We start from the raw sequence: 23,799 nt of genomic DNA on the forward strand, positions 1-23,799 counted from the left end.
CCCGGAGGTTCTCCTCACGTCAAGCCCGAAACGCCACCAACCTCATGGCCGGGTACACCTAGAGGCCGGCCCGGCTGAACGGAAGGACCGGGCTCATCCGAATGAGTTGATCACCCGAAGCGACCGTGCTCCACCGACTCGAAAAGGTGTCTCATGTTCACCATCAAGGTGCAGCTGCTCGAAGTGCACTGCGCGAAGACCGAATCCGACCTCTCGTCCGACAAGTTCCTGCTGACCGGCGCGATTCTCACGAACGGAGACAAAGCCCCGTTCGTCATGGACTCTTACGTCCGCATCAACGACGGCGAATCTCGTGATCTCTCCAAATACTCATGGACGCTCAAATCGCCCGACCGCAGCGTCACGTTCGCGCTGTCCGGGTGGGATATCGATGAGAACGACAGCTGGACGAACGAGGGAACGCAATATGCGTACGCCGCCATCGCTACCGCGATCTCTGGGACGGTCGGGGCCGTGGCGACTCCTGTGGCTGGCGTCGCCGTTGGGCTTGTCGCCGCCTTCGCCCACGGAATGATCGACGCGTTCACAGCCTGGGACAAGAACGACCATCTCTTCGACTACACAGAGACGGTGTCATTCGGCGGGATGTTCTTCGCGGATCGGGAATATGAAAAGACCGTTACACCGAACTTCCGCGGAAGTGGAGCAATCGCCGATGTGAATTACTCCCTGACGATCAAGATCCACTGTTCAGAGGACTCGGACGTACCCCAACCCCAACCCGACTTCCCGCAGCTGTATCGGTGGGCGAACAAGATGGCCGGATACGAGGGTTTCATCGGTGCCTTTCCAACGAACATCACGAAGAGGCACCAAGATGGGAGCCTCTGGGTCGATTGCGTCTGCTTCACTGCCGAGCACGCCACCTGGCGTGATGTCCCCGCACGGCAGTTGGGCAACGTCCCATTGAACGACTTCGTGGCGCACATGATAACGACCCACACCTACGCCGCCCAGAATGGATTCCGGGTCGGCTTTCCCACCTACTTCGGTGCCGAATACGAGGAACGCGTCTACGGCGCGATCCTTCTCCCCGAATCGTCCGTCGTCGTTCAGGATGTGAGCAGAGCGGGCGAATTGAACAACATACCCGTCGACGACATCGGGCAACGCCTGCAACAGGTCTCCGACTACGCGACACGAAACGGGTATGTGGGCGGATACCCAACCATGCAGAACGCGACGTACAACGGCAACGAAGTCTTCGGCGTGATTCTCGTCAAACCCGGCTGCGCGGAGGTGCGCAGTTACGCGATTTACGAACCCCCGAAGTAGACGACGGCCGGGCCGTTGCAACGTTGATGGGCGGCGAAGGCAGCGGAACGATCGTAAGTGTCCGAACGGAGTCCGCCCGCATGATGACGTCATGCGCGCGGCAATGCCCTGGATGCTCGTCAGGCGTCGTCGCGCACCTCGAACCGCGCAGTCAGCAGCGCCTCATCGACAGAGGACGGGCCGACCAGCAGCTCGAACTCACCCGGTTCGACGTGGCGATGCGCAGCGGAGTCCACGATGGAGCATTCGGCGACGGGCAACTCGATGCGCACCGTGGTCGACGCACCCGGGGCGAGGTCCACCTGCCGGTAGGCCTTCAGCTCCTTGTCCGTCCAGCTGACGCTCGTGACGCAGTCCCGCACGTAGACCTGCACCGTCTCCCGAGCCGGGCGCTCCCCGGTGTTGGTCACGGTCACCTCCGCGACGATGGTGTCGCCCGTGCCGAGCACCCCGTGTGCGAGCTGCAGGTCGGCATATTCCACGGTGGTGTAGGAGAGGCCCTCGCCGAACGCCCACGCGGGCGCCATCGTGAGGTCCGCGTACCGGTCGCCGTGCTGACCACGGATCTGGTTGTAGTACGTCGGTTGCTGACCCACATGCCGGGCGAACGAGATCGGCAGGCGCCCTGACGGCTCGACCTTTCCGGCGACGATCTCGGCGATCGCCTGACCGCCGAGCATGCCGGGGTTGGCAGCCCAGATGACCGCGGAGGCCTTCGCCACCGAGGGCGGCAGCACGAGTGGCTTGGACGCGAGCAGCACGACGACGACCGGCTTTCCCGTCGCGATCATGGCGTCGAGGAGCGCGATCTGGGCACCGATCAGCTCGAGCGTCGCCGTCGAGCGACCCTCGCCCACGAGCTCGATGCGGTCGCCGACCACGGCGACCACGACATCCGAGGCCTCCGCGGCCGCGATGGCCTCGTCGATGAGTCCTTGGTCGGGCGCGCACGGCACGACGATGTGCGGCCGCGGCTGTCCGTCAGGGAAGAGCGTGCCCTGCGGGTCGTCCTCGAGCGTGAGGATGTCGGCACCGCGTGCGTGCTGGATGCTCCAGCCGTCGATCTGGCGCAGACCGTCGAGCACGGTCGTGATCATCTCGCGGGGCTGACCGTCGAGCCAGCCGGCCTGACCGGATCCGCCGGCCCAGTCGCCGAGCTGCGTCTGGGCGTCGTCGGCCAGGGGGCCGACCACCGCCACGCGCACGGGGTCGGTGGCAGCGAGCGGCAGGATTCCGTCATTCTCGAGAAGGACGATCGAGCGGCGTGCGACCTCGAGGTTGAGTTCGGCATGCTCAGCGCTGCCGACCACGGCGTCGAGCCCATCGACGGGAAGGCGCGGATTCTCGAAGAGTCCGAGGTCGAACTTGAGGGTCAGGATGCGCGCGACGGCGTCGTCGAAGGCGTCCTCGGCGAGCATGCCCTGGGCGACCGCGTCCAGCGCGCCTTCGTAGAACTCCGGCGTGGCCATTACCATGTCGTTGCCCGCAGTGACCGCCGCGGCGGCCGCGTGGGCGTGGTCCGTGTGCACCTTCTGCTCCCAGACCATGCGGCCGACGTTGTCCCAGTCGGTGACCAGCGTGCCGGTGTATCCCCACTCGCCACGGAGCACGTCGTTCAGGAGCCAGTCGTTGACGGTGATCGGAACGCCGTCCATGCTCTGGTAGCCGAGCATGAACGATCGGCATCCCTCGCGCGCGACGCGCTCGAACGGCGGGAGGAACCAGCTGCGGAGCTTCCGCTGCGAGATGTCGGCCTCGCTCGCGTCACGGCCGCCCTGGGTCTCCGAGTATCCGGCGAAGTGCTTGGCCGTCGCGAGGATCGCGGTCGGATCATCGAGTCCCTCGCCCTGATAGCCGCGCACCATGGCGCTCGCGAACTCGCCGATGAGGAACGGATCCTCGCCGAACGTCTCGTTCACGCGGCCCCATCGCAGGTCCCGGGCGATGCAGAGCACCGGTGAGAAGGTCCAGTGCACCCCTGTCACGGCGACCTCTTCTGCCGTCGCCCGCGCGACCCGCTCGATGAGCTCCGCGTCCCACGAGGCGGCCATGCCGAGCTGGGTCGGGTAGATGGTCGCGCCGGGCCAGAACGAGTGCCCGTGGATGCAGTCCTCGGCGACGAGCAGCGGGATGCGCAGACGGGTTCCCTCGGAGAGCCGGTTCGCCTCGAGGATCCGCTCCGGAGAGGTGTGCAGGATCGAGCCGACGTGGCGTCGCACGACGATGTCATCGAGGTCGTCGCGTGCGTCGAGCTGCAGCATCTGCCCGACCTTCTCCTCCACGGTCATTCGCCCGAGAAGGTCGGACACGCGCTCCGCGGTGCTCAGCATCGGATCCTGATAGGGGAGCACCCCCGGGGCCTGATCGGCGTTCACCGTCTGCTCGGCGTTCACCGTCTGGGCGGAGCTCATGTGGTCGAACTTCCCGTCGCGGATCGGCCGGGTTCCGCATCCGTGACCACGGCGTCGATCGTGCGCACCTGGGTGACGGCGGCATTCATGTTCATGCCCTTCTTCTTCATGGCGCGAGCGCGCTCGCCCGCCGAGCGAAGACGCGGGTTGACGTACTCGTCGATGCCGAAGTTGACCAGTGCCAGGGCCACGCCGAGAAGCGCGATGCACAGACCGGCCGGCACGTACCACCACCAGTAGTCGGGGAAGGCGTTGTTCTGCTGCGCCCAGAAGAGAATGGTTCCCCAGTTCAGGTTCGACACCGGGATGACGCCGATGAACGCAAGGGTCGTGAGGCCGAGAACTGCCGCGGTCATGGTGCCGACGAAGCTCGACGCGATGATGGCCATCAGGTTCGGGAGCATCTCGACCAGGATGATGCGGTGCAGGGGCTCGCCGTTGGCGCGCGCCGCCTGAACGAAGTCGCGGTTGCGCAGCGACATCGTCTGTGCGCGCAGCACCCGTGCGCCCCAGGCCCATCCGGTCAGTCCCAGAACGGCCGCGATGAGGATAAGCGGTGGATTCTGGAACTGCGACGCGATGATGATCATCAGCGGCAGCGCGGGAAGCACGAGGAACACGTTCGACAGTGCCGAGAGGGACTCGCTCTTCCAGCCGCGCAGGTAGCCCGCCGTCACTCCCACCACGATCGCCGTGATCGTGGCCATGATCGTCGCGAGGAATCCGACCACGAGCACGCCGCGGGTTCCGTACACGAGCTGGCTGAAGACGTCCTCCCCGATGTGGGTGGTTCCGAGCAGGTGCTTGAACGACGGAGGTTGCAGGGTCTCGTTGAGGTTCTGCGTCGTCGGGTCGTACGGCGCGATCAACGGTGCGAAGATCGCCACGAGCACGAAGACGCCGAGGATGATGAGGCCGGCGGTCGACTTCGGGTTGCTGAACATCGCCAAGGATGACTTCAGCTGGGTCCAGAACGTCTTCTTCTTGGGGGTCGACAGGTCGGCGGTGAGCACGCTGGCGGTCTCCGGCGTGCCGGCGCCGGCGGGTCGGACGAGGGTCGAGGACTTCTCTGCGGGAGCGTTCATGTTCAGGACTCCGTCTCGCGAACGCGAGGATCGAGGATGGCGTACGCGATGTCCGCCAGGATGTTTGCGATGAGCACCGCCAGCACGAGCACGAGGAAGATGCCCTGCATCAGCGCGTAGTCCTTCGCGTTGGTCGCCCCGAGCAGCAGCAGCCCGATACCGGGGTAGGAGAACACCATCTCCATAACGAGGGTGCCGCCGACGATGAACCCGAGGGCGAGGGCGAAGCTCTGGATCTGGGGGAGCACCGCGTTGCGTGCCGCATAGCGCCAGAGAACGCGCTTGTCAGGCATTCCCTTGGCCTGCGCCACCGTGACGTAGTCCTCGTCGAGCACCGTGAGCATCATGTTGCGCATGCCCAGCACCCAGCCTCCGACCGAGGCGATCACGATGGTGAGCGCCGGGAGAGCCGCGTGGGAGAGCACTTGGGAGATGAAGTCGACGTTGAAGCCGGGCTCCACGCCGAGCTCGTAGGCGTGGCCGGCCGGGAACCAGCCGAGCAACGACGAGAAGACGGCGATGAAGATCAGTCCCAGCCAGAAGTAGGGCACCGTGCCCAAGAAGGTCGTGACCGGTACGAGAAAGTCGAGTCGCCCGCCGCGCCGCCAGCCGACGACGGCTCCGACGATGGTTCCGACGACGAACGAGATGATGGTCGCGATGCCGACGAGGCTGAGCGTCCATGGGAGGGCTGCGCCGATGACTTCGCTCACGGGCGCCATGCCGCTCGAGATCGAGATGCCGAGGTCGCCACGGAAGAGCATTCCCCAGTAGTGCGCGTACTGCTCCCACACCGTCGTGGAGTTGTCGAGGCCGAACTGAATGCGCAGCGCCTTCTCGGCTGAGGGCTGCAGCAGCCCTCGGCTGCCGGCCATGTAGGCCTGCACGGCGTCGCCCTTCATCATCCGCGGGATGAAGAAGTTGATGCTGATGGCCGCCCATGCGGTGAACGCGTAGAACAACACACGGCCGCCGATGAACCGCCACGGTATGCGGCTGTGGCCGCGCTCCGCCTTGGTCGCGGTCGTGCCGACGAGCGTCGGATCCACAGGCAGAGGCTCTGCCGGTGCCTGATCGACGGGCAGCGTGACGAGCGATTGGCCGTCGACGGACGACACCGTTTCGGGATCGTGGTGGCCGGTTGACAGGTCGGCGCTCATCGCACACCTCCGAGGATCGATGCCGCCCGGTTGCGGAAGAACTCCTCCGGGTCGGGTGAGGCAGCCCGCAACTCGCGGGTGTACGGGTCGCGGGGATGAAGGATGACGTCGTCGGCCGTGCCGCGCTCGACCACCTTGCCCTGGTTGAGCACCATGATCTCGTCACTGAAGTGGCGCGCGGTGGCGAGGTCGTGGGTGATGTAGAGCACGCCGAGTCCCTCTTCACGCTGCAGGTCGGCGAGCAGGTTCAGGACTCCGAGGCGGATGGACACGTCGAGCATCGAGACGGGCTCGTCGGCCACGAGCAGGGCGGGACGGGAGGCGAGTGCTCGGGCGATCGCCACGCGCTGGCGCTGTCCTCCGGACAGCTCGTGGGGACGGCGTTCCATCACCGAATCGGGGTCCAGTCGAACGCGCAGCAGCAGGCGCCGTACCTCGTCGTCGAGCTCCTGACGCGGAACGACCTTGTCCAACCGCAACGGCCGTTCGATGTGATGGCGGATCGAGTGATAGGGATTCAGAGACGCGAATGGATCCTGGAAGACCATCCGCAGCTGCTGGCGATACTTGCGCAGGCCGGCGCCTCCGCGCGGGATGGGGGTGCCGTCGAGCAGCACTTCGCCGCGAGTGGGCGTCTCCAGCTGAGTGAGGATCTTCGCGATCGTCGACTTGCCGCTGCCCGACTGGCCGACGAGGCCGATGGTCTGGCGCGAATGCAGCGTGAAGCTCACGTCGTCGAGAGCCTTGAGCTGGCCGGAGCCGCGCACGTTGTAGATCTTGGTGACGTTCTTGAACTCGAGAGTGGTCATCGGACCACCACTCCCTTCTCGCCGGTGAGGCGGGGGAACGAGCGGAGCAGGCTTCGGGTGTACTCGTGCTCGGGATCCGACCAGATCTGCTCGGAGGTCGCGAGTTCGACGATCTCGCCCTCGCGCATGATCGCGATCCGATCGCTGATCTCCAGCAGCAGCGGAAGGTCGTGGGTGATGAAGATCACCGAGAAGCCGAATTCGTGCCGGAGCTGCGAGATCTGCTTGAGGATCTCGCGCTGCACGAGCACGTCGAGGGCGGTGGTGGGCTCGTCCATGACCATCAGCTGGGGGCGCAGCGCGAGGGCCATGGCGATCATCACGCGTTGGCGCATGCCACCGGAGAGTTCGTGAGGGTAGGAGCGGATTCGCTGTCCACCCACCTTGACGATCTCGAGCAGCTCGATCACGGCCGCGCGTCGCTCCGAGCGGTTCATCTCCGGACGGTGGATGAGGAACACGTCGTCGAGCTGCGAGCCGATCGTCGTGACCGGGTTGAGGGCGTTCATCGCCCCTTGGAAGACCATGGAGATCTTGTCCCAGCGGAACCGGCGCATGTCCTCAACGTCGAGGGTGTTCACGTCGATGTCGTCTCCGTCGGCGTCGTGGAAGACGACGCTGCCGCTGGTGATGACCGCCGGCGGCTTGAGGAGGCGCTGGATGCCGTAGGCGAGAGTGGTCTTCCCACTCCCGCTCTCTCCGGCAAGGCCGACGATCTCGCCGCGCTGGATGTCGATGGTGACGTTCTTGACCGCCGCGACCGGCGGATCCACGTCATACACGACCGAGAAGTCGCGTATGGAAAGGAGGGAATCTGTCATGAGGAAATGCTTTCAGGCTCACAGCATGCGCATCCGGGGTGGATGGGGACCGTGAGGTCCACCATCCACCCCAGATGCACGGGATGGCTACTTGACGGGCTTCAGGTTCATCAGAACCTGGACAGCCGACGGCTGCGTCGGGTCGGCGGTCGCGTACTGGTCATCCTCGCTGGGCCAGCCGGTGTACTTGCGCGTGTTGTACTCGCCCAGGGTCGGGTGCGTACCGATCGGGATGGCGGGCACGTCCTCAACGAAGATCTTCTGGATCTGGTTGAGGGTCTCGGTGCGGGTCGCGTCATCCGATGCGCTGGCGTACTGCTGAAGCAGCTTGGTCGCCTCCGGGTTGTTGTAACGCCCGAAGTTGTCGGCCACCTGTCCGCCCGATGCCTGGTCGAGGTAGGCGCCGTTCATCGTGTCGTCGTAGATGTGCCACGGGTTCGATCCCGAGCCCGACCAGTGCAGCGCGGCCTGGAAGCTGCCCGAGGCGATGTTTCCGAACCACGTGTTGGCGTCAGGAGTCGCCACCTGCACGTCGGCGCCGAGAGCGGTCTTGACCTGCGACGCGACCAGCTGGATGCCGGTGACGTAGTCGTTCCAGCCCTGGGGGTCCTGCAGCGTGAAGGACACCGGCTGACCGGAGGGATCCGTCAGCGCGCCGTTGTTCCACGTGTAGCCGGCGTCGGTCAGAACCTTCTTCGCGCCGTCCACGTCGATCGAGAACTTCTGGTCCTGGTATTCAGGAGCGATGTACTGGTCGCCGGTCGGCTGGGGGATGCCCGTGACGCTCGTGAGTTCGGGGCCGGCGTTGCTGCGGGCCTTCTCGGCGTGCGCCTTGCGGTCGATGACCATGTTCACTGCCTTGCGGAACGCCACGTTGTCGAACGGAGCCGTGGTCGTGTTGACGAGGATCATGTCGGGGCTGAGCACGTTGGCGCCCCAGAACACGTTGTGCTTCGGGTCCTTGTCGACGTAGTTCGTCTTGTAGTCGGTGATGAAGATCTGGGCCCAGTCGGTCTCGCCGCTCTGCAGTGCGCGGAGCAGGCCCGTGTTGTCGTTGTACTCGAGGTACTTCAGCGTGCCGACGGGAACCTTGCCGCCCCAGTAGTCGGAGCGAGCCTTGAGGACGACGCCCTGCGACGAGAAGCTGCCGACCGTGTACGGGCCCGTGCCGACGGCCTTCTTCACCGGGTCCTTCGCCGGGTCCTTGATGTCCTTCCACTGGTGCTCGGGAACGATGCTGGTCTGCAGCACGTCGCCCTGCTTGACGAACTTCGACTCGCTGAAATTCAGGACGACGTTGTCGCCGTCCTTCTTGATGTCGGAGAGCTTCAGGCCGGCGAGGTCCAGAGCGGGAGTCTTCTTGATCAGGCTGAAGGTGAACACGATGTCATCGGCGGTGAAGGGCTTGCCGTCGCTCCACTTGACGCCTTCACGCGGGGTGACGGTCAGCTGGGTGTAGTCGCTGTTCCACTCCACCTTCGATGCCAGCCACGGGGTCGTCTCGTTCTTGCCGACGGGGTTCACCATGGCGAGCGGTTCGTAGAGCATGCGGTCGTAGCCGAGGGACATGCCCGAGCCCGTGCTGATGAACGGGTTGTTGATCTGCGTAGCGAGAACGGAAGAACCGTCCGGCTTCGCGACGGTGAGCGAGCCGCTGCCGGCCGCTTTGTCACCGCCGGATGACGCGGAGCATCCGGTCAGTGCGAGCGCGCTGAGCGCGACGACCGCGCCCCCCACGATCAGATGTTGCTTGAGCCTCATTGCTTCTCCTTTGTAAGACACTTCAGTGTGCCCCTCTGGGCGGGGTGGACCGGCTAGCCGGACACTTTACTTACTTGCAAGTAAGTAAGCTGAACAGAGAGTACTGGATAGTATTTCACTACACAAGCCGAGCCCGATGGAGAGTTATGAGCACCGGGAACACCAGCAATGCGCGCCCTGAGACGGAGCGCAGACGCACCGAGATCCTCCGTGCCGCGCTCGACGTCTTCGGCGCCAAGGGATCGACGAACGGGACTCTCGGCGACGTCGCCGACGAGGTCGGCATGACACACGCCGGCGTGCTCCACCACTTTGGATCCAAGCAGCGGCTGCTGCTGGAGGTGCTCGAATTCCGCGACAGAGACGACGTCGCAGGTCTGGCGAAGCGCCACATCCCTGGGGGTCCCGCCCTCTTCATGCACCTCGTCGGGACGGCACTGCGCAACTCGCTGCGGCCCGGGATCGTGCAGGCCTACACCGTTCTTTCCGCCGAGTCGGTCACCGACGGCCATGCCGCCCGCGAGTTCTTCCAGAAGCGCTACCGGGTGCTCCGCAGCGACGTGGATGGGGCCTTCCGCGAATTGTGTGCACAGGAGAACGTGAGCGACTCCGCCAGAATCGATCAGGCCGCGGCCTCCATCCTCGCGGTGATGGACGGACTGCAGCTGCAGTGGCTGCTCGACCCTTCGGTCGTCGACCTCGCCGACGCGACTGAGTTCGCCATCGGGGCGATCGTCAACGGGGTCGTGCGTCCAGGGCCGGCGCTGGCCTCGTACGTTCACGACTGAGAGGGCGACCTGCACAGCCGCCGACCTCGAGAATTCTCAGAGACAAGTTCACGTGGAATGGCTTATAACGGCGCTTTATAAGCCATTCTGCAGAGTCGCGAGGTAGGCCGCCGCGAGGCCCGCAATCGTCCAGCTGACGAGGCTGCCGACGAGGAATTCCTCGGCCTTGGATCCTCTGCGCTCATCGGCGCTGATCTCCGGAAAGCGAACGATGCCCTTCGCTGCCAGCAGGCCGACGATCACGGCCTCTGCGCCGGCGAGAGCGAGGGCGGTGATCAGGATGCGTTCGAGGGGTCCGATCACTCGACCACCCTTGAGTGTCGTCGCGGCATCGCCGACGCTGGCCGCCCGTAGCGTGTCGTCTTCCGCGACGGATGCGAGTTCCCGGGACCGGATCGACACCGTCCATCGACGCGGTCCCGATGGCGCGGACGGTTCCATGACGACGGTTCGACCCAACGCCGCGCGACAGATGAGGTTCGCCGTGCGCGTCAGAATCAGAACCACGGCCACCGCACCCACGAGCAACTCGGGCGCGAGCGGAAGGCCGATGCTCTTCGCGTAGTCAGAGTAATCGGTGACGAGTGGAGACACGGCCCGTTCTCCCGCTTCGGTGAAGACTCCAATGACGACGGCGACGACGAGTGCGAGCGCCGCCGCAATGAACCACGCGTTCGCGGCTCGCCGGATGAATCGACACTCCTGCCAGATCCAGACCGCCGCGAAGAAGGCGATGGCGACCGCGGCAGGGAGGGGAGCGGCGAGGACGAGCCAACCCGCCGCCGGCAGCGCGACTGCAACGAGCATCCCGAGCCAAACGACTCGCACCGGAATGGAGGGCGCGTTCTTTCCCGTGCGTGGCTCGGGCATTCCGGCGATGCCCATGACGATGTCGACCACGGCGACGGTGAGGAGCAGCAGAGGCGAGATCATCGTGAACCTCCGCCCGAGAACTGCTTCAATCCGCTGACGAGCGCGATAGCACCGGAACGGCTGAGCGTCTGGGAGACGGCGGATTGGCTGATGCGCTCGACGGTGGCGAGTTGGGTCTGGGTATTGCCTTCGAGCAGGCCGGCGGCCAGTCGCCGCTCGCGGCTCTTCATTCGCGAGATGGCCTGATCGCGCTGCAGGAGAAGGGCGTTGACGGCGGCGGTCAGACTCGGGTCGTCTGAGGCGAACCAGGTTCGCAGATACGGATGCCCGGAGGTCTGCAGTCGACGGCCAGTCGAGATCGCCTCGCGAGCGTGCCACCACGCAGAGCCGTCTTGGATGGAGCTCCCGTCATTGTTGACCTCGACCTCGATCGCATCCCCTTCTCCGATCCCGAAGCGGCAGTCAACGTCGCCAGGCAGCGTCAGTCTCACGAGTGCTGTGATGGCCAGTGCTGCTCCGAGACGGGTGAAGCGCGCCTGGAACTCGTCGCCGACTGTCGCCCACAGGGGCAACTCCGCCGGGAAATGCTCCTCCGCCCGCTCGAAAGCGGATCGGATCGCCTCCTGAGCCTTCGCGCGACTGGTGAGTTGGCGCGAGCCGACGATGTCGACGATGAGTGCGATCGATGTCACTTCGTCATGATATCGCTTATATCGTCCACATATAAGGAGAAATGTGCGCTGAGCAGCTCGGGGTTCTGACCAGGATGCCGTCGTTGTCCACGATCACGCCTCCGTCGAGCACGTCGCCGCACTGCGGGCACGCCCTCCAACACGCACGAGCGGCACGTCGGAGGTTTAGCCTGTGCACAGGAGCGTCGCTGGGCGGCTGAGCACCCTCGACGCTGCGCCGCGGATGCGGGATGCTGAAATCGAACGGAAGAGGCTGACATGAGCAATGAGACCGCACCGGAGACTGCAGTCGTCGAGCCCGACGACGAGCCGCGGGAGGCAGTGGTGATCGACCCCGAGCATGCCGCGCTCGCCGTTCCCGAGCCGCGTGTGGAGGTGCGGCGAAACGAGGACGGCGGCCGCTACGAACTGAGCATCGACGACCACATCGCCGGATACTCGGAGTTCAAGCTGCGCGACGGCCAGATCATCGTCACGCACACCGAGACCCTGCCCTCATACAAGGGGCGCGGCGTCGCGACCACTCTCGTCGAGGCGATGCTTCCTGACATCCGTCAGCGTGGCGAACGCCTCGTGGCGAAGTGCCCGTTCGTGGCCGAGTACCTGCGCGAGCATCACGACTTCGACGACATCGTCGATGGCTGAAAGCCTCGGGGTCGCCGTCGCACAATTCGCCCCGACTGCGGATGCGGCTGCGAATCTCGCCGAGATCCAGCGGCTCGCTCGACGGGCCGTCTCACGCGGCGCCGGTCTCGTCGTCTTCCCGGAGTACTCGGCCTTCTTCACGCCGGAGCTCGGGCCGCAGATGGTCGCGGCCGCTGAGCCGCTCGATGGCGCCTTCGTCGCCAGGCTCGCATCCTTGGCCGGAAAACTCGGCGTGCACCTGGTGGCCGGCGTGCTCGAGGACACCCCTGAGGGGCGGCTGTTCTCGAACACGCTCGTCGCGATCGAGCCCTCCGGCGACGTGGCCGCGGTCTATCGCAAGCAGCACCTCTACGACGCCTTCGGCCAGAAGGAGTCGGACTGGGTGCTCGCCGGCCCCGTTGCCGAGCCGGAGACGTTCTCGGTGGGCGGCGTCCGGGTCGGAATGCAGACCTGCTACGACATCCGGTTCCCCGAGGTCACGCGCCGGCTGGTGGACGCCGGCGCCGATCTCGTGCTCGTTCCCGCGGAGTGGGTGCGTGGTCCGCTCAAGGAGCACCACTGGCGCACGCTGGCCACCGCCCGCGCCATCGAGAACACCATCTATCTCGCCGCGGCCGATCACGCGCCACCGATCGGGGTGGGCAACAGCTTCGTTATCGATCCGATGGGCGTTGAGCTGGCCACCATCGGCGAGACGACGGACGTGGCGATCGGCTGGATCTCCGCCGAGCGCATCACCGCGGTGCGGCGCACCAACCCCTCGCTGGCCCTGCGGCGCTATGCAGTGACGCCCCGCTGAAGGGGCTCGGCGTCGCGGGGGGTGTTGGCCCTCAGGTTCGCAGCGCGGCGAGCTGTGCGGCTGCCCGCTGCAGAACGTCGATCCGCTTGCAGTACGCGAACCGGATGAGACTTCCGTAGGCAGACCGCCGGTCGGCATGGACGAAGGCGCTGATGGGAACGGCGACCACGCCGGCTTTTCCGGGTAGTTCCCGGCAGAAGTCGACGCCATCGCGCGCGCCGAGCCCGGCGGCATCCGCCACGATGAAGTAGCCCGCGGCAGGCAACGACACCCCGAAGCCGGCTTCGCGCAGGCCACTGGCGAGGAGGTCCCGCTTCTCACGGAGCACGGCCGCGATGTTCGTGAAGAACGCGTCGGGCAGGCCGAGCCCCAGGGCGATGGCAGGCTGGAACGGGGCGCCGTTGACGTAGGTGAGGAACTGCTTGACGGCGAGCACGGCGGTGACGAGCTGCGGGGGAGCGGTGAGCCAGCCCACCTTCCACCCCGTTGTGCTGAAGGTCTTTCCGCCCGACGAAATGGTGATGGTGCGTTCGCGGGCTCCGGGCAGGGTCGCGATCGGCACGTGCGGGGAATCGAAGAGAAGGTGCTCGTACACCTCGTCGGTCACGATGAGAGCGTCGTGGCGGTGCGCCAGCTCGACGATGAGCTGCAGTACGGGGCGTGGGAACACCGACCCGGTCGGATTGTGGGGCGTGTTGAGCAGGATGACGCGGGTGCGGTCGCTTACCGCCGCGCTGAGCTCGTCGAGATCAGGCTGGAAGTCGGGGGCGCGCAACGGCACGGTGCGATGGGTGCCGCCGGCGAGGGCGATGAGCGCGCCGTACGCGTCGTAGAACGGCTCGAAGGTGAGCACCTCGTCTCCCTCGTCGACGAGGGCGAGCAGGGTCGCGGCCAGTGCCTCCGTCGCGCCGGCCGTGACGAGCACCTCGCGGTCGGGGTCGAGTCGGATGCCGTAGAACCGTTCCTGGTGCGCAGCGATCGCCTCCCGCAGTACCGCGAAGCCCATGCCCGGCGGGTACTGATTGACGCCGTCGGCGATGGCCTCCCGAGCGGCCTCGAGCACCTCGCGGGGGCCGTCCTCGTCGGGGAATCCCTGACCGAGGTTGATGGCGCCGGTGCGGGTGGCGAGGGCGCTCATCTCCGCGAAGATCGTTGCGGCGATCGTTCCGTCGGGCGCGAGCAGACCCGCCCCGGTTGCCGCGCGCTGCCACGGTGCTGCCGCCATGTCGCTCCCGTCGGTGCTGGGGTGGTGCTGTTCTCGGTGGGCGTCGGATGCGGGCCCCGGTGCGGCCCGCCCGCCTGGTCTCAGGCTATGCGAATCGCCCGGTGGCTGTGGATATCTCCTGCGCCCGGAGGGCAGATGTTCTAGCGTTACGGAATGCGCGCCGCACGGTTCCGCCTCGCCTTATCGATGGCGGCCGTGCTCTCGGCACTCGTGCTTACCGGATGTGAACCGGCAGCCGAACCCCGCCCCACGCCGACGCCGACGGCGACCCCTGTGTTCGCCTCCGACGAGGAGGCGCTCGCCGCGGCGGAGAAGGCGTATGCGGCGTACTTGGCGGTGGATGATGGCGTTTCTCGAGATGGCGGACGGAATTCTGATCGCTACAAAGATGTGGCCACGGGCCAGGTGCTAGCGGACGCGTTGAGCACTGCAGCACAGCTTCAATCTCTGGGAGCTCACACGACCGGGACATCAACGTTCAGGACGTACAAGCTCGAGTCTGCGGATTATAGGGACGCGCGTGCCGTGACGATCCGCATTTACGTTTGTGATGACGTCTCGGGGACCAATCTCATCGATGCCGAAGGACATTCAATGGTGAAGCCCGATCGGAACCCGATAACACCGTTTGTCGTCGGAGCAACCTCCAACGGCGGCAAAATCCGTGTTTCCGAGCGGGAACTATGGACGTCGGGCAACTTCTGCTGATGAAACGTCGTGCCATAGCGATAGTGGTCGCAACCCTCCTTCTCGTCGGGCTGCCAGTTGGCGCTGCCGTCGCGGATACTTGTGCCCGCCTCGACCAGTTGGCCGGCGGTTGCGATGTTCCCGACTCGACCGGCTCAATCGATGGGGATCATGTCGATGTGTCCGCCGGCACCGGCGCGTCCGGTGGCGGGGGATCAGGGGGCGGCGAGTCAACCGGTGGCTCCGACGATGGCGAGCAGAGTGACGCACCGCCGCCACTCACCACGGTCATCAACGAGAACGGCGTGCCGGTCTCTCGCCGCGCTGTGGAAGGCGGCCAAGGCGACGCCGGAGCGCTCGGATGCTCAGGGCCCGTGGTGTGCAATCCGGCGACTCCGCTCCCCACCGTCGTCACCCTGAGCGACATCGCTTCATTCCGGCCGACTCCGCCGACCCAGGGCATGGATCCGGTCGGCTGGGCCGTGGTGGGCTTGCCCACGAACTTCTACGGGCAGGCATCCGTCGACGTCGTCAATGGCACGCTGCTGGGATTCCTGGCCGCCGTTCGGTTCACGCCTGTTCGTTACCGCTGGACCTACGGCGACGGAACGAGCGCCGCCTTCGCGTCGGGCGGCGGCAGTTGGACTGGGCTTCGCCTGGCCGAGTTCGACGCCACTCCGACGAGCCACGTCTACCGGAGCAGCGGACGGTACACGGCCGTACTCAGCGTCGACTACAGCGCAGAATACAGCTTCGCCGGGCAGCCATGGCGTTCGATCGCGGGTACGCTCGCAGTGTCGGCTGCACCGCTGTCGATACTCGCCGGTGAAGCCGAGACCGTGCTCGTCGCGCATTCCTGCACGCAGAATCCGAGCGGGCCCGGCTGCTGATTCCTGCCTCGTCAAGCGGCTTAGGGAACTCATAAGTGCGCGCTAGCCTGCTCCCAGTCTGCACGAATTGAATGCACAGGTAGGGCGATGAAGCTGGTATCGCTTTGGAAGGAGCAACCATGACCGAGAGCACCACCCCCACTCCGGACGGCCAGGAACCCGCGAAGCCCGTGACTGAGAACGAGACCACCGCAGAGTCGAAGAACGCGGAGTCGAACACCGCCTCCACGACCCCGGTACAGCCGGTCGCCGAGTCGGCCACGACGGATGCGGCACCCGCCTACTCGTCCACCGACGCCGCTCCTGCTGCGACTGCCGCGCCAACCCCGGCGGAGGCTCCGTCGGCCGCGGCCACCCAGCCCACCACCCCGCTGCCCCCGCAGCACACGCCGGCCCCCGGCCAGCAGACCGGCGCGTTCGGCCAGCCTGCCACCCCGAACGCGACCGTGTACGCGCCCGACTCGGCGCCGCATCCGTATGCGCAGCAGGCCCAGTACGGCCAGCCGCAGTACGGGCAGCCCCAGTACGGCCAGCAGCCGCACCACACGCAGCCGACCCAGCCGTATGGTGCACAGCCCTACGCGACCACCGGCACCGCGACCGACGAGAAGAAGTCGGGCGCACGTCGCGCAACCCTTCCCATCGTCGCTGCACTCATCGCCGGCGCCCTGATCGGTGGCGTCTCTGGCGCCGGTGTCACCGCGCTCGTCGACAACCAGAACGACTCCACCTCGACGGCGAGCTCGACCACTCCGCAGAACGTCGTCGTCAACAACAGCGACTCCGTCAATGAGATCACGGCCGTCGCGGCCAAGGCCTCGCCGAGCGTCGTCACCATCTCGGTCACCTCCGACAGCGGCAGCGGAACCGGTTCGGGCGTCATCCTCTCCAAGGACGGCTACGTGCTGACCAACACCCACGTCGTGACGCTCGATGGCAACGCCAGCCAGACCACCATGCAGGTGCAGACCTCCGACGGCAAGCTGTACGCGGCCAAGGTCGTGGGAACCGATCCCGTCGCCGACCTCGCCGTGATCAAGCTGACGGATGCCTCCGACCTCACGCCGCTCGACTTCGCGGACTCGAGCAAGCTCAACGTCGGCGACTCGGCCATCGCGATCGGCGCGCCGCTCGGTCTCGCGGGCACCGTGACCAACGGCATCGTGAGCGCGCTGAACCGTTCGATCCAGGTGGCGTCTTCGGCCGCCCCTGACAACGGCCAGGACCAGCAGCAGGCACCCGACGACCAGGGCGATGGCAGCCCGTTCGACTTCTGGAACTTCGACCTGCCGGGCCAGACGCCCACGCAGACGTCCTCGTCGATCTCACTGCCGGTCATCCAGACCGACGCAGCCATCAACCCGGGCAACTCCGGTGGGGCGCTGCTCAACTCGAAGGGCCAGCTGATCGGCATCAACGTGGCGATCGCCAGCGCGAGCGACGCGGCGAGCAGCGGCGGCCAGTCGGGCAGCATCGGTGTCGGCTTCGCCATTCCGGCGAACCTCGCCAAGCGCGTTGCCGATGAGATCATCGAGAGCGGCAAGGCCAGCCACGGCTTGCTCGGCGCATCCGTGCAGCCGGCCGACAGCACCAAGGACGGCATCGTCGGTGCGCAGATCAAGGATGTCACCTCCGGTGGCGCCGCCGACAAGGGAGGCCTGAAGGCCGGTGACATCATCACCGAGTTCAACGGCGTGCCGATCAGCGATGCCAACGACCTGACCGCACAGGTGCGCTACCTGCCCGCCGGTGCCAAGGCCGATGTCACGTACACCCGGGACGGAAAGAGCGCCACCACCACCGTGACGCTCGGTGAGCTGACCTCGTAGTCCTCCTCCTCCTTCCACTCGTGCAGGCGCTCGCGGAACACCGCGGGCGCCTGCCGCATGCGGGCGTCGCTTCAGGGCGGTGCGATAGGCTCGACCGGACCTGCAACGACTGGAGCCAATGAGCGAGAACGCCACGAGCGCAGAAGCACCGTCGCTTCCCGGGGTGTCGTACGTGATGCCCGTGCTCAACGAAGTGACGCATGTACGTGCGGCCGTCAACAGCCTCCTCCAGCAGGACTACGCCGGCCCGTTCGAGGTCACCGTCGCCCTGGGGCCATCCATCGACGGAACGACCGAGCTGCTCGCCGACATGTCGAAGCGCGATCCGCGCATCCACGTGATCGAGAACGAGATCGGCTCCACGCCGGCCGGGCTGAACGCCGCCATCCGTGCGTCGAGCTATCCGATCGTCATCAGGGTCGATGCCCACTCGAGCTTGCCGGTGGAGTACGCCCGCATCGCGGTGGAGACCCTTCTCCGCACCGGTGCGGCGAATGTGGGCGGCGTCATGGACGCCCAGGGGCACAGCCCGTTCCAGCGAGCCGTCGCTCGGGCCTACACCACCCGCGTCGGACTCGGCGGCTCGTCGTTCCATGTCGGGGGCACCGAGGGTCCGGCCGAGACGGTGTACCTCGGATGCTTCCGACGTGAGGCCATCGAGGCCGTCGGCCTCTTCGACGAGCGCATCAAGCGCGGGCAGGACTGGGAACTCAACCGGCGCCTCCGGTCCGCAGGGGAGACCGTGTGGTTCACGCCCGCATTGCAGGTCGTCTACCGTCCCCGTCCGAGCCTCAGCCGGCTCGCACGCCAGATGTTCTCGACGGGACTCTGGCGTGGGGAACTGGCGCGGCGCTTCCCGGCGAACAACGGCCTGCGCTACTTCGCACCCCCGCTCATGGTGCTCGGCGTCAGCATCGGGGTGCTGCTGGGCATCGGCGGCATCATCCAGGCCATGCTCGGGGCGGCGCCGTGGCTGCTCGTCGGCTTCGCGGCGCCGGCCGTCTACGCGCTGTTCGTGGTGCTCGCCACGCCGGTGGCGACACGGGGCGACGGAATTCGCGTGAGTGCCTGGTTTCTCTTAGTCTTGCCCTGCATTCACGTCTGCTGGGGCACCGGCTTCATCGCCGGGTATCTCGCCCTGACGAACAACATCGCAGCACACACCGGGAGATGACAGTGGCCGAAGCCCACGCCGCGCGGCCGACGTCGATCGCCGAACTGCGCGCCGTCGCCCAGCCGCCCGAGGTGCGCGGTCGCCGCAACGCCGAGCACTGGACGGCCTCGCTGTACCTGCGGCGGTTCTCGCCGTACCTCACCTGGTACCTGTTGAAGACGCCCATCTCGGCCAACGGCGTGACGGGGCTCATGATCCTCGTGGGCTGGTCGACCGCCGCGGCCCTGCTGATCCCGGGTATCTGGGGAGCCCTGCTCGCCCTTGTGCTCGGTCAACTCCAGATGCTCGTGGACTGCTGCGACGGCGAGGTCGCGCGCTGGCGCGGAACGTCCTCTCCCGCCGGGGTCTTCCTCGACAAGGTGGGTCACTACACGACCGAGGCGCTGATTCCTCTGGCCCTCGGCATCCGTGCTGCGGCGTGGCCCTTCGATGCACCCGACGATTACCTCTGGACGACGCTCGGGGCCCTTCTCGCATTGATCATCGTGCTCAACAAGGCGCTCAACGACATGGTGCACGTGGCGCGAGCCAACGCCGGACTGAGCAAGCTCGCCGACACCCACGGCGAATCCGCGCCCACGCAGAGTGCGATCGCCGCGTTGCGACGGGTTGCGCGCTTCGTGCCCTTCCACCGGCTCTACCACTCGGTGGAGCTGACCATGATCGCCTTTGCGGCGGCACTCGTCGGTCTCTTCGTCGGCGAGCCGAACGTAGACCGCGTCGTCGTCGCCGTCCTGGTTCCCCTCGCGCTGCTCTCCCTCGTCGGCCATTTCGTGGCCATCCTCGCGTCGAAGCGTGTCCGTTCCTGAGGTCGGCATCGGCGTCGTCGTGCTCACCCAGGGCCGACGCCCCGATGACCTGGCCGCCGGCATCCGCTCCCTTCTGAATCAGACGGGGGTGAGCCTCGACATCGTCGTCGTCGGGAACGGGTGGGAGCCGCGAGATCTTCCGGAGGGTGTCGGCGCGCTGGCGCTTCCCGAGAACGTCGGCATTCCCGCAGGCCGCAATCGCGGCGTGCCGCGAGTGACGGGGGAGTACCTGTTCTTCCTCGACGACGACGCGTCGCTGCCATCGACCAGCTTCCTCTTGGATGCCGTTGCCCGCCTGCGCGCCGATGCCTCCATCGGCCTGCTGCAACCACGGGTGGAGGACCCGGCGGGGGTGGTCTCGCCGCGGCGCTGGATCCCGCGCATCCGTAAGGGGTCGGCCGATCACTCGAGTCCTGTCTTCTCGGTGTGGGAGGGTGCAGTGCTTCTTCCCCGAGCGGTCTTCGATGCCACCGGCGGATGGGGCGAGCCCTTCTTCTATGCCCACGAGGGCATCGAACTGGCGTGGCGGGTGTGGGATCAGGGCCTGCGTGCCTGGTATGCGGGCGATCTCGTGGCGAATCATCCGGTCATCGCTCCTACCCGGCACTCGCAGTACTGGCGCCTCAACGCGCGCAACCGCGTGTGGCTGGCACGGCGCAACCTGCCCGCGCCCCTCATTCCGTTCTACGTGGGCTCGTGGACGCTCGTGCAGATGCTGCGCTTCGCCCGCCGGCCTTCAGGGGCACGGGCCTGGTGGGCGGGGTGGCGCGAGGGTTGGCGGGTCGATCCCGGGGGCCGTCGCCGCATGCGCTGGGTAACGATCTGGCGTATGTCGCGTGCGGGGCGCCCTCCCGTGATCTGAGCTCCGCACCCTTCAGTAGGGTTGATCGGGTGGGTGCAGTGAACGACGTTCGGCAGGGGTACCGCTTCGCGAAGCGGGTACTGGTCAACCGACGGGCGCAGAAGCAGCTCGCGCAGAAGCTGGATGTTGCCCCGCCGCTGAAGCGCGGCCGATTCGTCATCGGCGTGTACTTCGCCGACGGCCCCGTCAACCTGTACCAGATGCGCCAGTGGTACGAGCCGCTCGCCGAACTGGCCAAGCGTTGGCCCGTGCTCGTGCTCTCGCGCACCTCGGGGGCGGCATCCGCCCTGCTCGACGAGTGCCCGGTTCCCGTGGCCTACGTGCGCAAGGTGAACGACCTGGAGCAGGTGATCGCCGAGCAGGAGTTGCGGGTGATCCTGTACGTGAACCAGAACGCGAAGAACTTCCAGATGATGCGATACGGGCGTCGCTGGCACGTTTTCATCAACCATGGTGAGAGCGACAAGATGTACATGACCACCAACCAGTACAAGGCCTACGACTACGCGCTCATCGCCGGTGACGCCGCGCGGGCGCGGCTGGAGCGGGTGCTGTGGGATTACGACTTCGACAAGCGCGCCCTCTCCATCGGCCGCCCGCAGGCCGACCACTACTCCGGCGCCACTCCTTACGTGCCCGACGATCGTGAGGTCGTGCTCTACGCGCCGACGTGGGAGGGGGATCGCGCCGCAGCCGCCTACGGTTCCATCGCGACCCACGGCGTGGCACTCGTGCGATCGCTGCTGGCGAGCCCGCAGCATCGCGTGATCTACCGTCCGCATCCGCGTTCCGGTGTGGTCGACGACGCCTACCGTGCGGCCGACCGCGCGATCGTCCGCATGATCGAGCAGGCGAACGCGGCGGATGCCACGGCGCAGCACGTGTACGACACGGGGCCCGACCTGGGCTGGCAGTTGGCGGCCGCCGATGTGGCCATCGTCGACATCTCGGCCATGGTCTATGACCGGCTGGCCACCGGCAAGCCCCTTCTCATCACCCGGCCGGTGGAACCCGCCGCCGAGATCGACAACGGCGGCTACCTCTCGGACTGCGAGTGGCTGAGTGCTGAGGATGCGCCGAACATCGTGCGGATCGTCGATGACCTGGCCCATGGCGACGAGGCGCAGGCCCGTCTGCAGGTCTGGGTGGAGCGTTACTTCGGCGACACGACGCCCGGAGCCGCCACGGCCCGCTTCCACGGCGCGATCGAGCACCTGCTCTCGGAGTGGGAGCGGAACGCCGCGCTGCACGCGGACGACGGCTCGGTCGACGAGCGGGACCGCGAATCGGTCGACGAGGGCATCGAGCCCGACTGACGCGGCGCCGCCGCGGCTGCCCGCGAGCCGCACCCCGCCTGCTCCGTCCGCCGTTGCGCCACGTTCAGGGCCGTTGCGCCAGTTGTACTGGCGCAAGGGCCGCCGAAGTGGCGCAACGGCGCGGGCGTCAGGGGAGCGGGAACTCCTCGTCGGCGGGGGGCGCGGCATCCGTCGACGAGGAACGGCCGCCGGGCAGGGCCTTGCGAACCGTGCCGCCCACGGCGCTCGCTCCGCGGCGGATGGGCCGCAGCACCGCCCGCCCGAGGTGGCCGGGCCGCTTCACGACGATCACCTCACCGGCCGGCTCGAGCTCGACCGACAGCACGAGCGGCGCCGCTCCAAAGGCCAATCGAGCGGCCGCGACGACGCGCCGTCCGAAGATCTGGTTGCCGACGCCACCGACGACGGCGCCGACGCCGAAGGGGAGGGCCTTGGAGATCACGCTCGCACCCGCGCCCACGGTGAAGCGCCGGATGAACATCGACTTCAGCCGGTCCACGAGCGGACCGACCACCGCTCGCGGGATGCTGTTTGTGACGAGTTCGCCCCAGTACGCCGCGCGGCCCGGCCGGCCACTTGTGGCCTGGCCGGCGAGCTGGCGCACGAGGTCGGTGCCTTCTCGTCCGAGCATCATCGTCATGATGAGGGCGCGCGCCCGTTCCGGATCGGCGACGGCGATGCCGTGCACCTCGGCGACCGACTGCGCGAACAACGCCGTTGCCTCGAGAAAGCCCGCGGTCTCGGCCGCCGAGAGCGCGAGGGTGATCCCGGTCCCCACGCCGGGAATCACGGCCGTCGCACCGACGGCGGCGCCCCCGGTGGTCACGGCGGCGAGGTAGCGCCGCTCGAGGATGCGCACGAGTTCGGCCGGAGTCGCGGTGGGATGGTGTCGACGGATGCTGCGCAGGTGCGCGAGCACCGCCGGACGCTGCACCCCGAGGCCGAAGTCGATGGTGCGCACGACGCCGCCGGGCAGCTCGGGACCCGGGGTCTCGGTCGGCGGTTCGTACACGCGGTCATCCATGGTCTTACGGGCCATGCTCCGATCCTAGGTGGGGCCATCGGAGCCGACGGTGGGCTTGACAGGCTCGATTTCGGCGGCGGATAGCGGCGGCACGCACCGGCCGCACGCGTCGGTGGCACGCAACGGGATCGAGCAGGATCGAAGAAGCGCCTCCCGGCAGGCCCGACCTACCGTGACGGTATGACATCCATCGACCACATCACCCTCGACGTCGCCGACACGGCCGTCGCAGAGCAGTTCTACTCGGCCGCCTTCGGATTGGGATCGCGGGTGCGCCTCTGCGCCGCACAGCCCGCCTCGAGCGGGTTCCGCGGATACACCCTCTCGCTCATCGCCTCTCAGCCCGCCGACGTGAGCGCATTCACCGAGAGTGCGATCGCCGCAGGCGCGACGGAGCTGAAACCGATCGCCAAGTCGCTCTGGGGCTACGGCGGCGTCGTGCAGGCGCCCGACGGCGCCATCTGGAAGATCGCGACGTCGGCCAAGAGAGACGCCGGTCCCGCACGACGACACGTGGACTCCATCGTGCTCCTGCTCGGCGTCGACGACGTGGCCCTCAGCAAGCGCTTCTACGTCGAGCACGGATTCACCGTCGGAAAGAGCTTCGGCGGCTACGTCGACTTCGCCATGCCGGGAAGCCCGATCACCCTCGGGCTCTACCGGCGCAAGGCCCTGGCCAAAGACGCCGGCGTCGCCGTCGAGGGCACCGGCTCGCACCGCATCCAGGTCACCGGCGATGCCGGCCCGTTCACCGACCCCGACGGCTTCGCGTGGGCGACGGCACTTCTCCCGCCGACCTCAGCGGATGCCGTGCCGGGCCCCCGGAGCGCGAGCGCGTAGGGA

The 23,799-nt window shown here is 66.9% G+C and carries 22 protein-coding genes; 12 read left to right on the top strand and 10 right to left on the bottom strand.

Annotated features, from left to right (window positions below):
• Positions 1-153: 153 nt before the first annotated feature.
• On the top strand, positions 154-1,296 hold the full coding sequence (locus tag WDJ51_RS09635; protein ID WP_337852241.1) for a hypothetical protein: 1,143 nt from the start codon (positions 154-156) through the stop codon (positions 1,294-1,296).
• A 119-nt stretch (positions 1,297-1,415) separates the two neighbouring features.
• On the opposite strand, the gene WDJ51_RS09640 is transcribed toward WDJ51_RS09635, so the two are convergent.
• The 6 genes from WDJ51_RS09640 to WDJ51_RS09665 form a co-directional block, all read right to left on the bottom strand.
• A complete protein-coding gene (locus tag WDJ51_RS09640; RefSeq protein WP_337852315.1) occupies positions 1,416-3,626 on the bottom strand; it encodes a glycoside hydrolase family 3 N-terminal domain-containing protein in 2,211 nt (736 codons plus the stop codon).
• Between the two features lie 77 nt (positions 3,627-3,703).
• A complete protein-coding gene (locus WDJ51_RS09645) occupies positions 3,704-4,792 on the bottom strand; it encodes an ABC transporter permease (RefSeq protein ID WP_337852242.1) in 1,089 nt (362 codons plus the stop codon).
• A 2-nt stretch (positions 4,793-4,794) separates the two neighbouring features.
• The gene (locus tag WDJ51_RS09650; RefSeq protein ID WP_337852243.1) at positions 4,795-5,952 is read right to left on the bottom strand and encodes an ABC transporter permease; all 1,158 of its coding nucleotides are present in this window, start codon (positions 5,950-5,952) and stop codon (positions 4,795-4,797) included.
• Entirely contained in the window at positions 5,949-6,761 is an 813-nt protein-coding gene (locus WDJ51_RS09655; protein ID WP_337852244.1) for an ABC transporter ATP-binding protein, read from the bottom strand. The genes WDJ51_RS09650 and WDJ51_RS09655 overlap by 4 nt, the downstream gene beginning before the upstream one ends.
• Positions 6,758-7,582, bottom strand: coding sequence for an ABC transporter ATP-binding protein (locus WDJ51_RS09660; RefSeq protein ID WP_337852245.1), 825 nt, complete (start codon positions 7,580-7,582; stop codon positions 6,758-6,760). The genes WDJ51_RS09655 and WDJ51_RS09660 overlap by 4 nt, the downstream gene beginning before the upstream one ends.
• 87 nt (positions 7,583-7,669) lie before the next feature.
• Positions 7,670-9,343 carry an ABC transporter substrate-binding protein gene (locus WDJ51_RS09665; protein WP_337852246.1) on the bottom strand — a complete coding sequence of 558 codons (1,674 nt, stop codon included), beginning with the start codon at positions 9,341-9,343 and terminating at the stop codon, positions 7,670-7,672.
• 146 nt (positions 9,344-9,489) lie between these two features.
• Between WDJ51_RS09665 and WDJ51_RS09670 the strand changes: the two genes are divergently transcribed.
• Positions 9,490-10,131 carry a TetR/AcrR family transcriptional regulator gene (locus WDJ51_RS09670; protein WP_337852247.1) on the top strand — a complete coding sequence of 214 codons (642 nt, stop codon included), beginning with the start codon at positions 9,490-9,492 and terminating at the stop codon, positions 10,129-10,131.
• A 75-nt stretch (positions 10,132-10,206) separates the two neighbouring features.
• Here the strand turns inward: WDJ51_RS09670 and WDJ51_RS09675 are convergent, their stop codons facing one another.
• Together WDJ51_RS09675 and WDJ51_RS09680 are read right to left on the bottom strand one after the other, a co-directional pair.
• On the bottom strand, positions 10,207-11,064 hold the full coding sequence (locus WDJ51_RS09675; protein WP_337852248.1) for a hypothetical protein: 858 nt from the start codon (positions 11,062-11,064) through the stop codon (positions 10,207-10,209).
• Entirely contained in the window at positions 11,061-11,696 is a 636-nt protein-coding gene (locus tag WDJ51_RS09680; protein WP_337852249.1) for a SatD family protein, read from the bottom strand. Before WDJ51_RS09680 ends, WDJ51_RS09675 begins: the two co-directional genes overlap by 4 nt.
• A gap of 258 nt (positions 11,697-11,954) precedes the next feature.
• Here WDJ51_RS09680 and WDJ51_RS09685 point away from each other — a divergent pair, with 258 nt between their 5' ends.
• A complete protein-coding gene (locus WDJ51_RS09685) occupies positions 11,955-12,341 on the top strand; it encodes a GNAT family N-acetyltransferase (RefSeq protein WP_337852250.1) in 387 nt (128 codons plus the stop codon).
• Positions 12,334-13,140 carry a carbon-nitrogen hydrolase family protein gene (locus tag WDJ51_RS09690; RefSeq protein ID WP_337852251.1) on the top strand — a complete coding sequence of 269 codons (807 nt, stop codon included), beginning with the start codon at positions 12,334-12,336 and terminating at the stop codon, positions 13,138-13,140. The genes WDJ51_RS09685 and WDJ51_RS09690 overlap by 8 nt, the downstream gene beginning before the upstream one ends.
• A 31-nt stretch (positions 13,141-13,171) precedes the next feature.
• On the opposite strand, the gene WDJ51_RS09695 is transcribed toward WDJ51_RS09690, so the two are convergent.
• Complete coding sequence (locus tag WDJ51_RS09695; RefSeq protein ID WP_337852252.1) at positions 13,172-14,365, bottom strand: aminotransferase class I/II-fold pyridoxal phosphate-dependent enzyme; 1,194 nt, start codon at positions 14,363-14,365, stop codon at positions 13,172-13,174.
• 153 nt (positions 14,366-14,518) lie between these two features.
• On the opposite strand from WDJ51_RS09695, the gene WDJ51_RS09700 reads away from it, so the two are divergent.
• The 7 genes from WDJ51_RS09700 (at position 14,519) to WDJ51_RS09730 (ending at position 21,932) form a co-directional block, all read left to right on the top strand.
• On the top strand, positions 14,519-15,073 hold the full coding sequence (locus WDJ51_RS09700; RefSeq protein WP_337852253.1) for a hypothetical protein: 555 nt from the start codon (positions 14,519-14,521) through the stop codon (positions 15,071-15,073).
• Positions 15,074-15,231: 158 nt separating this feature from the next.
• Positions 15,232-15,942: a PKD domain-containing protein gene (locus tag WDJ51_RS09705; RefSeq protein ID WP_337852254.1), complete on the top strand. Its 711-nt coding sequence runs from the start codon at positions 15,232-15,234 to the stop codon at positions 15,940-15,942.
• A gap of 119 nt (positions 15,943-16,061) precedes the next feature.
• On the top strand, positions 16,062-17,771 hold the full coding sequence (locus WDJ51_RS09710; RefSeq protein ID WP_337852255.1) for a S1C family serine protease: 1,710 nt from the start codon (positions 16,062-16,064) through the stop codon (positions 17,769-17,771).
• Positions 17,772-17,889: 118 nt separating this feature from the next.
• Positions 17,890-18,945: a glycosyltransferase family 2 protein gene (locus WDJ51_RS09715; protein ID WP_337852256.1), complete on the top strand. Its 1,056-nt coding sequence runs from the start codon at positions 17,890-17,892 to the stop codon at positions 18,943-18,945.
• A complete protein-coding gene (locus WDJ51_RS09720) occupies positions 18,942-19,754 on the top strand; it encodes a CDP-alcohol phosphatidyltransferase family protein (protein WP_337852257.1) in 813 nt (270 codons plus the stop codon). Before WDJ51_RS09715 ends, WDJ51_RS09720 begins: the two co-directional genes overlap by 4 nt.
• On the top strand, positions 19,741-20,616 hold the full coding sequence (locus tag WDJ51_RS09725) for a glycosyltransferase family 2 protein (RefSeq protein ID WP_337852258.1): 876 nt from the start codon (positions 19,741-19,743) through the stop codon (positions 20,614-20,616). Before WDJ51_RS09720 ends, WDJ51_RS09725 begins: the two co-directional genes overlap by 14 nt.
• A 29-nt stretch (positions 20,617-20,645) precedes the next feature.
• Positions 20,646-21,932, top strand: coding sequence for a CDP-glycerol glycerophosphotransferase family protein (locus WDJ51_RS09730; RefSeq protein ID WP_337852259.1), 1,287 nt, complete (start codon positions 20,646-20,648; stop codon positions 21,930-21,932).
• A 127-nt stretch (positions 21,933-22,059) separates the two neighbouring features.
• On the opposite strand, the gene WDJ51_RS09735 is transcribed toward WDJ51_RS09730, so the two are convergent.
• Positions 22,060-22,971, bottom strand: coding sequence for a hypothetical protein (locus WDJ51_RS09735; RefSeq protein ID WP_337852260.1), 912 nt, complete (start codon positions 22,969-22,971; stop codon positions 22,060-22,062).
• 165 nt (positions 22,972-23,136) lie between these two features.
• Here WDJ51_RS09735 and WDJ51_RS09740 point away from each other — a divergent pair, with 165 nt between their 5' ends.
• Positions 23,137-23,796, top strand: coding sequence for a glyoxalase (locus tag WDJ51_RS09740; RefSeq protein ID WP_337852261.1), 660 nt, complete (start codon positions 23,137-23,139; stop codon positions 23,794-23,796).
• Positions 23,797-23,799: the final 3 nt, after the last annotated feature.

This window comes from Rathayibacter sp. YIM 133350 (genome assembly GCF_037404875.1).
In the GTDB taxonomy this organism is placed as follows: domain Bacteria; phylum Actinomycetota; class Actinomycetes; order Actinomycetales; family Microbacteriaceae; genus Orlajensenia.